This is a genomic window from Shewanella sp. JNE2 (assembly GCF_023159115.1).
In the GTDB taxonomy this organism is placed as follows: domain Bacteria; phylum Pseudomonadota; class Gammaproteobacteria; order Enterobacterales; family Shewanellaceae; genus Shewanella; species Shewanella putrefaciens.
In genome coordinates this window covers 3,457,305-3,470,066 of sequence record NZ_CP096169.1, presented here as the reverse complement: position 1 = coordinate 3,470,066, position 12,762 = coordinate 3,457,305, and the positions used below count along the sequence as shown (strand labels likewise).

12 protein-coding genes are annotated in these 12,762 nt (G+C 44.5%); 1 reads left to right on the top strand and 11 read right to left on the bottom strand.

Features of this window, described 5'->3' with window-relative positions:
* Positions 1-57: 57 nt before the first annotated feature.
* From MZ182_RS15590 to leuS, 11 genes are all read right to left on the bottom strand, one after another.
* Entirely contained in the window at positions 58-1,233 is a 1,176-nt protein-coding gene (locus tag MZ182_RS15590; protein WP_014611130.1) for a serine hydrolase, read from the bottom strand.
* A gap of 145 nt (positions 1,234-1,378) precedes the next feature.
* Positions 1,379-2,224 carry a septal ring lytic transglycosylase RlpA family protein gene (locus MZ182_RS15585; protein ID WP_011788406.1) on the bottom strand — a complete coding sequence of 282 codons (846 nt, stop codon included), beginning with the start codon at positions 2,222-2,224 and terminating at the stop codon, positions 1,379-1,381.
* Positions 2,208-3,272, bottom strand: a complete 1,065-nt coding sequence (gene mltB, locus MZ182_RS15580) for a lytic murein transglycosylase B (RefSeq protein ID WP_248069244.1) — start codon at positions 3,270-3,272, stop codon at positions 2,208-2,210. The genes MZ182_RS15585 and mltB overlap by 17 nt, the downstream gene beginning before the upstream one ends.
* 16 nt (positions 3,273-3,288) lie before the next feature.
* Positions 3,289-4,395: a rod shape-determining protein RodA gene (gene rodA, locus MZ182_RS15575; protein WP_248069253.1), complete on the bottom strand. Its 1,107-nt coding sequence runs from the start codon at positions 4,393-4,395 to the stop codon at positions 3,289-3,291.
* On the bottom strand, positions 4,392-6,248 hold the full coding sequence (gene mrdA, locus MZ182_RS15570; protein WP_011788409.1) for a penicillin-binding protein 2: 1,857 nt from the start codon (positions 6,246-6,248) through the stop codon (positions 4,392-4,394). Before mrdA ends, rodA begins: the two co-directional genes overlap by 4 nt.
* A 61-nt stretch (positions 6,249-6,309) precedes the next feature.
* The gene (gene rlmH / locus MZ182_RS15565; protein ID WP_011788410.1) at positions 6,310-6,780 is read right to left on the bottom strand and encodes a 23S rRNA (pseudouridine(1915)-N(3))-methyltransferase RlmH; all 471 of its coding nucleotides are present in this window, start codon (positions 6,778-6,780) and stop codon (positions 6,310-6,312) included.
* A complete protein-coding gene (rsfS, locus tag MZ182_RS15560; protein ID WP_011788411.1) occupies positions 6,780-7,109 on the bottom strand; it encodes a ribosome silencing factor in 330 nt (109 codons plus the stop codon). Before rsfS ends, rlmH begins: the two co-directional genes overlap by 1 nt.
* 107 nt (positions 7,110-7,216) lie before the next feature.
* A complete protein-coding gene (gene nadD, locus MZ182_RS15555; protein ID WP_248069254.1) occupies positions 7,217-7,864 on the bottom strand; it encodes a nicotinate-nucleotide adenylyltransferase in 648 nt (215 codons plus the stop codon).
* Between the two features lie 9 nt (positions 7,865-7,873).
* A complete protein-coding gene (holA, locus tag MZ182_RS15550) occupies positions 7,874-8,905 on the bottom strand; it encodes a DNA polymerase III subunit delta (RefSeq protein WP_025008473.1) in 1,032 nt (343 codons plus the stop codon).
* Between the two features lie 52 nt (positions 8,906-8,957).
* The gene (gene lptE / locus MZ182_RS15545) at positions 8,958-9,452 is read right to left on the bottom strand and encodes an LPS assembly lipoprotein LptE (protein WP_011788414.1); all 495 of its coding nucleotides are present in this window, start codon (positions 9,450-9,452) and stop codon (positions 8,958-8,960) included.
* Positions 9,453-9,472: 20 nt separating this feature from the next.
* The gene (gene leuS, locus MZ182_RS15540) at positions 9,473-12,052 is read right to left on the bottom strand and encodes a leucine--tRNA ligase (protein WP_011788415.1); all 2,580 of its coding nucleotides are present in this window, start codon (positions 12,050-12,052) and stop codon (positions 9,473-9,475) included.
* 122 nt (positions 12,053-12,174) lie between these two features.
* Here leuS and MZ182_RS15535 point away from each other — a divergent pair, with 122 nt between their 5' ends.
* Positions 12,175-12,675, top strand: a complete 501-nt coding sequence (locus tag MZ182_RS15535) for a zinc ribbon-containing protein (protein ID WP_011788416.1) — start codon at positions 12,175-12,177, stop codon at positions 12,673-12,675.
* Positions 12,676-12,762: the final 87 nt, after the last annotated feature.

Sequence of the window (12,762 nt, the reverse complement as noted above, 5' to 3'; positions counted from 1 at the left end):
TATGCACTCCCCAAAAAATAAAGCTACCCTGAGGTAGCTTTATTTTTGTGATTTAACTTAGCTAAACCATCCAGAAAACAGCTGTTTAAAGTAGTCAACTAATTTACTAAACCAGCTCCCCTCATTCACTTCTTGTAAGGTGACTAATGGGTATTGTGCTATGTCTTTTCCATCTAATTGGAAAAATAGTCGACCTACAGTTTCACCTTTTTTCAGCGGCGCATCCAATGGCTTAGTTAACTCAAAGTTGGCTTTTAAGTCTTTTGCGCGGCCACGGCTGACAGTGATCGGTGTATCAGTTGCAACGCCTAAATCGACAGTGCTCTTATCACCGTACCAAATCTGTTGAGTGGTAAAGTTATCACCTGCTTTATATGGCGTAATCGTTTCAAAGAAACGGAAGCCATAGGTAAGCAGTTTTTTGCTTTCTGCTTTACGGGCGGCTTCACTTTGTGTACCCATCACGACAGAGATCAAGCGCATACCATCTTTGGTTGCCGAAGCGACCAAGTTATAACCTGCTCCAGAGGTGTGGCCAGTTTTAATGCCATCCACATTCATACTGTTATCCCACAATAAACCATTGCGGTTATATTGTTTGATCCCATTGAAAGTATAGAATTTTTCACTATATACACGGTATTCTTCAGGCACGTCTCGAATAAGTGCGGCACCTAACAATGCCATATCATAAGCAGTTGTTTTGTGGTTATCAGAATCAAGGCCGTGTGAGTTTTCAAAGTAGCTATCACGCATCCCAAGCTGTTTTGACCATGAATTCATCATATCGACGAACGCACCTTCGGTTCCAGCGATATGCTCAGCCATGGCAACACAGGCATCATTGCCTGATTGGATGATAATTCCTCGGTTTAAGTCTGCAACTTTTACGGTTTTGCCAACTTCGATAAACATTTTAGAAGAATCAGAGAAGTTTTTAGACCACGCATTTTTACTGATGGTCACATCATCTTCAGGGGAGACATTGCCAGCTTTAATTTCTTGGCCAATAACATAACTGGTCATCATCTTAGTTAAACTGGCAGGGTTTAGGCTCTCGTAGGCATTACTTTCTGCAATAATTTGGCCCGAATAGTAATCCATCAAGACGTAAGCCTTGGCGGCAACAGTGGGTGCATCAGGTGTAACAATAGGCTGCGCAGCATAAACAGGGAGAGAGACACTAGAAATTAGCAGCAATGTTTTAATGGGACTTTTTACAAAATTCATCATTAACTTGGCACGTCTTTTGGTTGTATTGAATGAAAAGGGCTAAATAGCTTCGCGAGTATACCACCCTTCGACAGGGGTTTTTAGTGAAGGTTCCTTCATTTGTGGTATTTTTCAGTTAAATCGATATCTTAGGCTAATTAATTTACTACTCATGAACTATATAGCTTTCAGGATATCCGTCTTGTTTAACTTTATTAAGCATCTTATCGGCGAGTTCCGCTTGGCCGATAGGACCGAGTTGTAGCCTAAACATATTGTTTACGGGTTGCACTCGGGTCTTAACTTGATATTTTCGCTCAAGTTCTTTTGCTATTTTATTCAGTTTGGCGCGATCCTTAGAGGCGACTAACTGAATGTAGTGATTGCCAGTGTCGTTGATGCTGGCAATGGCTGAACTGGTACCTGCAATACTACCGATATAAATCACCTCGAGTTTAATGCGGGCCGTACCAGTGGCAAGCATGCCGAGTTTATAGGCTGCTGCATAGGACACATCCAGAATACGATCTGAGTGAAACGGGCCGCGATCATTAATGCGGATAATCACTTGCTTATTGTTTTCTAAGTTAGTGATCTTCGCATAACTTGGCAGGGGTAAGGTTTTATGTGCCCCCGACATGGAATACATGTCGTAAGGTTCACCATTGGATGTTTCATAACCGTGAAATTTTTCACCATACCAAGAGGCTCTTCCTGTTTCGGTAAAGCCTTGACCGGTATTCATCACATTGTATGACTCGCCATAAACCGTGTAGGGTTTATTTCCCCTGCGGCTATAGGGTTCATATTTGGGCGTCGCATTTGGCACGTGATCCACATTCGGTGGATTGAGTGGCATTTTGTCATTTTTTAGCGAATAGCGCCCCTTATTGGGGTCCATATTTTTCTTGCTTACATTGGTACTCGCCTTGTCGGGTGTTGAAGAGCAAGCTGCAAGTGTGAAGCATATGAGCAAAGCTAAAAGCAGTGGACAGTTATTTTTTAGAGGCATGCTGTTCTTTTAATTGTTGGCTAAATTGATAAACGGCCATGGAATATAAAGGGCTGCGGTTATAGCGAGTGATCACATAAAAGTTATTAAGGCCAAGCCAATAGTCAGTTTGATCTGCTTGTTTGAGTTCAATTAGCAAGGCTTTTTGGGATATATCTAAGTTTCTTGCATTGGCTAAGGTTAAGGTCGGACTCAGAATGTCTGCGACGCTATCGTTAAGTTTTTCCCCAGCCCATACTTTAGCTTTGGGTGCTGATTTACTCTTGTTGACTAAGGGTAAGGCAACAGGTGCATTGGCCTGCCAACCATGTTCGTGGAAATAATTAGCCACACTGCCAATGGCATCCTCAGGACTTTTTAATAAATCACGGTTACCGCTGTTATCAAAGTCAACGGCATAATGACGATAGCTGGAGGGGATAAATTGTCCGTAGCCCATGGCGCCAGCGTAGGAGCCCTTGAGGCTATTGATATCTAAATGTTCTTCTTTGACCAACTTCATCAACTCGCCAAATTCCTTGCGGAAAAAGCTGGCTCTCGGTTCGTAATAAAACCCTAAGGTATAAAGCGCATCAATAACCGGATAGTTGCCTGTGTACTGCCCATAGAAGGTTTCAATGCCAATAATGGCAACGATAATCTCGGGTTCTACTTGGTATTTTGCTGCTGCTTTGGCAATCGTAGCGTCGTGTTTTTTCCAGAAGGCGAGTCCAGCTTCTAAGCGTTTCTCGGTTAAGAAGATGGGATAATATTGGTGCCAAGGTTTTGCTTCCCAAGGACGCGTTATCGCATCGATGACCGCTTGGTTATAGTTGGCCTTATTAAGAAAGGCGATAGTTTCCTCGCGAGTGAATCCCTGTTGCATTTGAGTTTGGATAAACTCTTCTTGCAACGCCTCTGGAAGTATTGGCGTTGGAGCTCTGACGGCTTCAACTGCTTGTTCGCCAGCGGGAGCTTGTACTGTGTCGCTCGGGGTTGAGCATGCAATAAGGCATGAACTTAAACAAAGTAAACCCAATGGAGCTAAATAAGCTCGAAGAATAAGCATAAAAAAGTCCCTAAAATTATCTATCGACAAAACGTCTGTGGGTATGAATGCTCATTAGAATGCCAAACCCTGTCATCAATGTCAGCATTGAGGTGCCACCATAACTTATCAAGGGAAGCGGCACACCTACTACAGGCAGAATACCTGAAACCATACCAATATTCACAAAAACATAAACAAAGAAAGTCAATGTGATACTACCCGCGAGCAATCTTGCAAAACTGGTTTGTGCGCGGGATGCGATGACTAATCCGCGACCAATAATGTAGAGATACATGATGAGAAGGATAATGCTGCCCACTAAACCAAACTCTTCACCTATGACGGCAAAAATAAAGTCGGTATGACGTTCGGGGATAAATTCAAGCTGAGATTGGGTGCCATCAAGCCAGCCTTTGCCCCAGAGGCCTCCTGAACCAATGGCAATTTTTGACTGAATAATATGGTAACCCGCACCAAGCGGATCTTGCTCAGGATCGAGTAAGGTCAGTACACGAGTTCGTTGATAGTCGTGCATCAAAAAATACCAAAGGATAGGTAAAAAGGCCAAAATAGCGGCGACAAAGGTACCTACAATAGCCCAGCTCATGCCCGATAAAAACAATACGAATATGCCTGAAGCGGCAACCAAAATGGATGTTCCAAGATCGGGTTGTTTTGCGATAAGTAGCGTAGGTACAAGTAAAATGACTCCAGCTCCCGCCAAATAGCGCTTTTTAGGGGGAAGTTGAAACTTACTAATATACCAAGCCATAGTAATAGGAAAGGCGAGTTTAATCAGTTCAGAAGGTTGGAACTCCATAAAACCTAAATTCAACCAGCGTTGTGCGCCTTTATTAATTTCGCCGAAAAAATGTACGCCGAGCAGCAAAACAATCCCTGCTAAATAAATAGGCAGCGCCCAGCGTTTCAGCGCTTCAGGATTGATTTGTGCCATAATAAACATAATGACCAGTGATAGCACTATTCGAAATAACTGGCGTTCCATCATGCCGAGATCTTCACCACTTGCTGAATAGATAACAAACAGTCCAAACCCCATTACGGCAAACAAACCAAGTAATAGGGGAAGATCGATATGCAGACGTTGCCAGATATTCTGATGTTGTGTATGGGCACTCATGGCGTTGGTTTCCAAGTGTCTCTAAGCATGTATTCATCCAGCATGGCACGAGCAACTGGACCTGCATTCGCACCACCCCAACCCGCGTTTTCCATGACGACTGCGAGTACGATTTTAGGATCTTCAAAGGGGGCGTAAGCAATCACTAATGCATTATCACGAAAGTGTTCTGCAATTTTATCCGCATCGTATTTTGTATTTTCAGCTACGCCAATTACCTGAGCCGTTCCTGTTTTCATTGCAGCTGAATAGTTTGCATCGGTGAAACGAGATTTATGAGCCGTCTGGCGCATCGCTTCATTGATAATATTCCAGTTACGAGCATTCTTAAGTTCTATTGGCGGTAACTCATTAACTGGAGTGTCAATTTTTGCCGTATTATCCTTGATAGATTTAAGTAAATGCGGCTGAAAACGACGCCCCTTATTGGCTAAAATGGCAGTAGCATTGGCCAGTTGTAATGGGGTTGCTGTCCAATAACCTTGGCCGATCCCAACTGAAATGGTGTCACCTATATACCAGGCTTGATTGTATTTTAAGCGTTTCCAATCCTTAGAGGGCATATTACCTGCGGATTCCTCAAAAATATCTATTCCGGTATTTTGACCAAAGCCAAAAGGTTCCATAAAACGCGCAATGGCATCGACGCCAACTTTATAAGCTAACTCATAAAAGTAGGTATCACAGGATTCTATAATCGCACTATAGACGTTAACCCATCCATGACCCCAACGCTTCCAATCGCGATATTTACGTTCTACACCTGGGATTTGCCAAAATCCAGGATCCCAAATGCGAGTATGTTCAGTAACGACTTTTTCATCCAAGCCGAGTAGGGCAACCATCGGCTTAATCGTTGATGCGGGGGCATACTGTCCTTGGGTTGCCCTGTTGATCAAAGGTCGAGATTTATCATTGAGTAAATCATTGTAATCTTTGCTGTTAATACCTTGAACAAATTGGTTTGGATCATAACTTGGGCTTGATACTAATGCTAAAATGCCGCCATCTCTTGGATCTATCGCGACAATAGAACCCTTATGTCCTTGAAGTAACTCCACTGCCTTTTGCTGCAGTTTTAAATCGATTGTTAGATATATATCTTGCCCAGGCTCTGGCGGCACAATTTTTAAGGTGCGGATTGTGCGGCCACGGTTGTTCACTTCTTCTTCGAGATGGCCCGGAATTCCATGTAGTAATGATTCATAAAACTTTTCAATCCCTTGCTTACCAATATCTTTGGTTGCAGCATAGTTTTTCCATAGATCACTACGTTCTAACTGGGCGCGATCACGGGTATTAATTTTTCCCACATAACCGAGCACATGGGTTAATTGGCTATTGTAAGGATAATTACGTTTTAGCCCTGCTTCGACAGAAATACCGGGAAATCTGTGCTGGTTAACACTAAAAATCGCCACTTGTTCTTCAGTAAGCTGGTTTTTAAGTGTGAGCGGTTTAAAGCGGCGATGAAATTTCAGCGCTTCGGTAAAGTTTTCTCGTTCTTCCTCGCTGATCTCAATGAGCTTGCCTAGCTCATCTAAGGTCTCTTGCATTTTTGAGATTTTTTCGGGGATAAGATCGAGGGAATAAAAGGGTTGGTTTTCAGCTAGGAGTATACCGTTTCTATCGTAAATTAAACCACGGCTGGGGGCGATAGGGACAACACGAATACGGTTATCGTTAGAGCGGGTTTCATAATCCTTATAGGATTCAACCTGTAGATGATAAAGGTTGGTCACCAATACGCTTAATAGGGCGACTACACAGCAAAAAGTGAATAGCGCACGGCGCTTAAAGAGTGACGCCTCGGCGGCGTGATCATGCATTGTTATCCGCTTTTTTGGCGACACTTATGCTTTCTCCGGCTGATCCCATAACGGGTAGTTGGCACTCGTTAACATTAAGATCCCACTATTCTCTGTGGTAAGGGTGATTCGTGTTTACACTCCACGCGCGGTATAAACTTTCTGCAACCACAATCCGCACAAGCGGATGGGGTAGGGTTAATGCCGAGAGGCACCAACTTTGATGGGCAGCGTCTTTACATGCTGGCGCTAAACCTTCTGGTCCACCAACAAGCAAACTGACATCTCGGCCATCGAGTTGCCATTTACTCAGCGCAGTTGCAAGTTCTGGGGTTGTCCAGTTTTTACCGGGTAGATCTAAGCTAACAATATGATTGCCTTTGGGAATCGCAGCCAACATTTGCTCACCTTCCTTTTGCAGGATACGAACGATATCGGCATTTTTTCCCCGCTTTCCGGCGGGTATTTCGATAAGCTCCAGCGCCATATCACGGGGAAAGCGGCGCTGGTATTCTTCGAAACCACGGGTAACCCAATCGGGCATCCGTGTTCCAACGGCGATGAGTTGCAACTTCATCAGGCTTGCTTTTCTGACCAGAGCTTTTCGAGCTGGTAGAAGTCGCGGGTTTGATCTTGCATAACGTGCAGGATCACATCACCCATGTCTACAAGTACCCATTCACTGCTGTCACGGCCTTCAACACCAATAGGTGGAATGCCTGCTGCTTTTGCTTCAACGACTAGGTTTTCTGCGATAGCTTTAACGTGAGTCTTTGATGTACCTGAACATATGACCATGTAATCGGTAATGTTAGATTGCTTGCTAACATCAATCACAACGATATCTCTGGCTTTCAAGTCATCGATCTTGTCGACAACAAATTGTTTTAATTCCGCGCTCTGCACGCTGACTTACCTCATTAATTTTAAATAGCGCGGTAGTATATCAGTGTTAGACCACGGAATACATTGGATCGGCTGCCCTGTTTGCGATATCTAGGGAGATAATTAGGTTAAGACAAATAAAGTTGTTGTTTTTGAATGTAATTCAAGGTGACAGGCATAAGTGCATCCGTCGGGATTTTTCCTATGGCTAACGCTGAACGTATTTGGGTGGATGAGATATCTTGAGGTGTAATATCAACGGTGAAAATACGGCCATGGATGGGGTGATGTTTTTGGGGGGGATTTTTGAGTGTATCTATTGCTGCACTTCTCTCCATGAGTACTTGCTGCATAGGGTGTTCGTTTGATAAGTGCCAGCCTGGACGCTGGCATAGCACAAGATTGGCAAATCCAAATATTTGTTGCCATTTATGCCAGCTTTGTAGGTGGATAAATGAGTCCATCCCCATAATAAAAAACAATTCAGCATTTGGATATTGTGTGCTCAGTTGTTCGAGGGTGACGACTGTATAAGAAGGGGTATCTCGATTGGCCTCGATATCACACAGCTCGAATCCCGCTAACTCTGCACAGACATCGGCCACCATTTTGAGGCGTTGCGCTGTGGATAAATTGGGCTGATGTTTATGGGGCGGGATATGGTTGGGCATTAGCAGGACTTTATCTAAGCCTAGCGCCTCTTTCACCTCTATTGCAGGGCGAATATGGCCGTAATGTATGGGGTCGAAGGTGCCGCCTAAAATACCAATACGCATATTCTTTACTTAATCTAAGGTTATATGGGCCAAATGTTGATGGGCTTTAGGGTCAAATAACAGACAAAGATGACTAAGCCCCGTCCAATCTTCTTTACCCTGTTGTTTTAAATTAAGCTCAATCTTGGATGCAAATACAAGCATATACTCAATTTGCTCTAGTGTTAGTCGTTGCAAAGCCGCTTGATACAAGGGTTTACGCTTATCCCAAATACGATGTTTTCCCCAAAGAGTATTCAACGCTATGCCTTGCGCTTGCTCATTTTTGAGATTGAGTAGCAGGTTTAGCTCTTTGAATAAGGTCCATAGCAAGATAGGTAGAGCAGTACCCTCACCATTAAGTTGGGCTAACATATGCTGTGCACTTTGTTGTTTATTGAGCAGTAGCGCGTCACTGAGTTGAAACACGGTAAAACGGGACTGATCTTCAAAATAGTGGCTGAGTTCATCTGCACTAACGGGTTTGGTCGGGCTTAACAGTTGCAATAGTTGCATGGCTTGATCGGCTGCGAGTAAGTTGCCTTCATACAGTGAATACAGCATAGCGCGGGCATCATTTTGCAGTTGCAGCTTAAAGTGCTGAAGGCGTGAGTCGAGCCAGCGCATAAACTGATCCCCCTCGGGCGTTGCGCAGGGAATATACATACCCTGGGCATCGAGAGTCTTAAACCATTTGCTGTTAGTTTGTTCGCTAGACAGTTTTGGCCCCTCGATAATCAGTAACATATCAGGATTGGGCGTCTGTAATAGGGATTGTAATGTACTCGAGCCTTCTGCGCCGGGTTTAGCTTGGGGAAGTGTAAGTTCTATCTGGCGTTTACTGGAAAACAGACTCATAGCCTGCCATTCCTGTGTGAGATCATTCCAATTAAAGCCCGTTTCTTGGATAAGTTGGACTTTTTCATCGAAACCTTGGCGTTTAGCCAATTGGCGTATTTGATCCTTAGTTGTTTCAATTAACCAAGGATCATCGCCAAAAATCAGGTAACAGGGCAATAGTTGATTGAGGTGGCGAGAGAGTTGATCTGGATAAACTCTCATTTAGTCGTAGTCCAGCATTAATGATAAACCCGCATTTAATTGTCATTCCGCATTAATTTACCTCAATACTTGCCATCGATTGTAAAATACGATCGGCAGCTTGAATGCGCATTTCTTTGACTAGCAGTTCCATTTCACGACTCTTAGCCAATGCGGTGCGGGGGTCGTCCAAGTAATCACGTCGAATTTCAACCCTAAAGGGTTGCGCCTCTTTACCGGGTAAGGCTACGGCAAACTCTACAAAGTAAATTAACTCGTATTCAGCCACATTCCCAGTGGAATAAAGCGATAGTGTCGAGCGCTCTAACGAGTCTGTTATCAACCTTAACACGGGAATATCATTAGCAGCATCAACTACTTTAACGTTGTTCAGGCGCAAACGCTCACGCACTAAGCGGGTGAGTTCACTGTATTCATCCGGGCTAGTCAAACTTAATTGATTGAGCACGTTTGGGATCTGATAACTTCGTTGGAGCTTAAAACCGCAACCAGCACTGGTCATAATGACCAGTGCGATAATTGCGAAAGCTAACCGTTTAATTAGCATAAGTTTTCGCGGTTTCCTATTTAATTTGCCACTATGCTGAGCAGTTTACCTGGTACATAGATCACTTTACGTACTGTCAGGCCATCTAGGTATTTGATCACATGCTCATCATTCATACCCAAGGCTTCAACTGAGTCTTTATCTGCATCGGCGGCAACAGTGATTTTAGCGCGAACTTTACCGTTCACTTGTACCACAATCAGTTTACTGTCTTCTACCAAGGCAGATTCATCAACAACCGGCCATTGGCTGTCTTCGATGCTGCCTGTATTACCTAAGTCATTCCACAAGGTAAAGCTCACATGTGGAATAATGGGGTACAGTAAACGCACGACCGCAGATAAGGCTTCACCGATAATGGCTCTGTCTTGGCCTGTGGTTTGTGGCGCTTTTTGCAGGTGGTTCATCAGTTCCATTACGGCGGCAACCGCAGTGTTGAACATTTGACGGCGGCCGATATCGTCGGTCACTTTGGCAATGGTTTTGTGGACTTCACGGCGCAGCGCTTTTTGCTCGCTTGTTAACTTGCTGACATCTAAGGCTTCACTGTTATCTTGGGCGATATACTCGCTTGCAAGCTTCCACAGACGTTTAATGAAGCGGTGTGCGCCTTCAACGCCAGACTCTTGCCATTCCAGGGTTAATTCTGGCGGTGAGGCGAACATCATAAATAGACGCACAGTGTCTGCGCCATATTTTTCAACCATCACCTGCGGGTCGATACCGTTGTTTTTCGACTTAGACATCTTGCACATACCAGTGTAAACCAGTTCGTTGCCGTCTTTGTCTATAGCCTTAGTGATACGGCCCTTGTCGTCTTTTTCGGTGGTCGCTACATCTAAAGGAGAAACCCACACACGGGCGCCTTTTTCGTTGATGTAGTAGAAAGCATCAGCCAACACCATGCCCTGAGTCAGCAATTGTTTGGCTGGCTCGTTAGAGTTAACCAGACCCGCATCACGCAGCAACTTGTGGAAGAAGCGGAAATATAACAAATGCATACAAGCGTGTTCGATACCACCAATGTATTGATCTACGGGTAGCCAGTAGTTGGCTTTAGCGGGATCTAACATTTCGTCTGCCTGCGGGCTGCAGTAACGGGCATAATACCAAGAGGATTCCATAAAGGTATCGAAGGTATCGGTTTCGCGCAGTGCATCTTGACCGTTCACTTGGGTTTTGGCCCATTCTTTATCGGCTTTGATTGGGCTTTGAATCCCGTCCATCACCACATCTTCTGGCAGCAATACTGGCAGTTGATCTTCAGGTGTTGGGATCACAGTGCCGTCAGCTAAGGTCACCATAGGGATTGGTGCGCCCCAGTAACGCTGACGTGAAACACCCCAATCGCGTAGACGATAGTTGACTTGGCGCTTGCCTTTACCTTCTGCCACTAACTTGTTAGCGATGGCATTAAAGGCGGCGTCAAAGTCTAAACCGTCGAACTCGCCAGAGTTAAACAGAATGCCTTTTTCGGTGTAAGCGGCTTCACTGATATCGACTTCGCCATCAACAGGCTTGATCACAGCTTCAATCGCTAGGCCGTATTTTTTTGCAAATTCAAAGTCACGTTGGTCGTGCCCAGGAACTGACATTACGGCACCTGTGCCATAGTTCATCAGCACAAAGTTAGCGGCCCAAATCGGCACTTGCTTGCCAGTGATGGGATGAATGGCGAAAAGTCCTGTAGCGACACCGCGTTTTTCCATAGTCGCGAGTTCGGCTTCAGATGTTGTGCTGTTTTTGCACTCATCGATAAAGGCGGCAAGCTCAGGATTCGTTTGCGCGGCGATTTCTGCCAATGGATGACCTGCGGCAATCGCCACATAGGTCACGCCCATTAAGGTATCTGGACGCGTGGTGTAGATATCGAAGGTTTTATCGTGACCTGCCACGCCGAAGGTCATTTCTACGCCTTCACTGCGACCAATCCAGTTACGTTGCATGGTTTTGACCTGTTCAGGCCAGCCATCTAAGGTATCGATATCGTTTAATAATTCTTCTGCATAGGCGGTGATCTTAATAAACCACTGTGGAATTTCTTTTTGTTCCACAGGGGTATCACAGCGCCAGCAGCAACCGTCTTGTACTTGCTCGTTCGCCAGCACGGTTTCATCGTTTGGACACCAGTTGACGGAAGCGGTCTTTTTATAGACTAGGCCCTTCTCGTACAACTTAGTGAAGAACCATTGTTCCCAGCGATAATATTCTGGGGTACAAGTGGCGATTTCACGGCTCCAATCGTAACCAAAACCTAGCAGTTTTAGCTGGTTTTTCATGTACTCTATGTTTTCATAGGTCCATGGCGCAGGTGCTGTTTTATTATTAATCGCGGCATTTTCTGCAGGCAAACCAAAGGAGTCCCAACCAATTGGTTGCAGCACATTTTTACCTTGAAGACGCTGGAAGCGCGCAACGACGTCACCTATGGTATAGTTGCGAACGTGTCCCATGTGGAGTCGGCCAGAAGGATAGGGAAACATCGAAAGGCAATAAAACTTTTCTTTGTTTGCGTCTTCAGTGACTTCGAAGGTTTTGTTGTCATGCCAGTGCTTTTGCACTAAGGCTTCAATTTCTGAGGGATTATATTGCTCTTGCATCACTCTATTTCCGGCAGTGCCGCCTATTTATTTGATCTAACGCCATATCGGCGCGAATAAGATCTGCATAGAATAAACTAGAAGTGATGCATTAAAAAGGTTCCTATGAAGGAGTATTGGTTATGAATGAGAGAAGTGGCGAACTACTAGGACTGTACCAAGCCTTAATTACCGAGGTGAAATCGCAATTTGCAGAAGATAACACGCTGACTGCAAAGAATTTATTTAAATCTGTCACACAAGGTAAGGAGTTTTTGCGTCTAAAAGAACAGGCCAAAGAAGATGAGCTTGCTTTGGTGGAACAATTTTTAAAGCGTGATATTGCCAGCTTTCTTCGAGAACAAAATGCCGATAGTCTCAGCCATAGCCCCAGTTTAATCGTGCTGGAAAATACACTCTGGCATTGGTTAAGTGAGATTACTGATCGTAGCCAAGTGGAATGGCATGAGTTAACACAGGATTTTAAACACCACGGTTATTACCAGAGCGGTGATATTGTTAATCAAGGTATTATGGTCTGCACCAATTGTGGCCATGAAATGAGCATCGAATTTCCCAGCGAAATTCCAGATTGTCCTGAATGTGATAATGAAGAATTTACCCGCGAGCCGCTAACACCTTAACCAAGGTGATGATGTTATGCAGTTAAAACGACGTCTCAGCGTCGTTTTTTTTTGGAAGGGGCTGACTAGACCTAAATTACCCATATT

Excerpts from the sequence above, each read along its gene's own strand:
- MZ182_RS15590 (WP_014611130.1), bottom strand. The coding sequence starts at position 1,233 with ATGATGAATTTTGTAAAAAGTCCCATTAAAACATTGCTGCTAATTTCT.
- MZ182_RS15585 (WP_011788406.1), bottom strand. The coding sequence starts at position 2,224 with ATGCCTCTAAAAAATAACTGTCCACTGCTTTTAGCTTTGCTCATATGC.
- mltB (WP_248069244.1), bottom strand. The coding sequence starts at position 3,272 with ATGCTTATTCTTCGAGCTTATTTAGCTCCATTGGGTTTACTTTGTTTA.
- rodA (WP_248069253.1), bottom strand. The coding sequence starts at position 4,395 with ATGAGTGCCCATACACAACATCAGAATATCTGGCAACGTCTGCATATC.
- rlmH (WP_011788410.1), bottom strand. The coding sequence starts at position 6,780 with ATGAAGTTGCAACTCATCGCCGTTGGAACACGGATGCCCGATTGGGTT.
- nadD (WP_248069254.1), bottom strand. The coding sequence starts at position 7,864 with ATGCGTATTGGTATTTTAGGCGGCACCTTCGACCCCATACATTACGGC.
- holA (WP_025008473.1), bottom strand. The coding sequence starts at position 8,905 with ATGAGAGTTTATCCAGATCAACTCTCTCGCCACCTCAATCAACTATTG.
- lptE (WP_011788414.1), bottom strand. The coding sequence starts at position 9,452 with ATGCTAATTAAACGGTTAGCTTTCGCAATTATCGCACTGGTCATTATG.
- leuS (WP_011788415.1), bottom strand. The coding sequence starts at position 12,052 with ATGCAAGAGCAATATAATCCCTCAGAAATTGAAGCCTTAGTGCAAAAG.
- MZ182_RS15535 (WP_011788416.1), top strand. The coding sequence starts at position 12,175 with ATGAATGAGAGAAGTGGCGAACTACTAGGACTGTACCAAGCCTTAATT.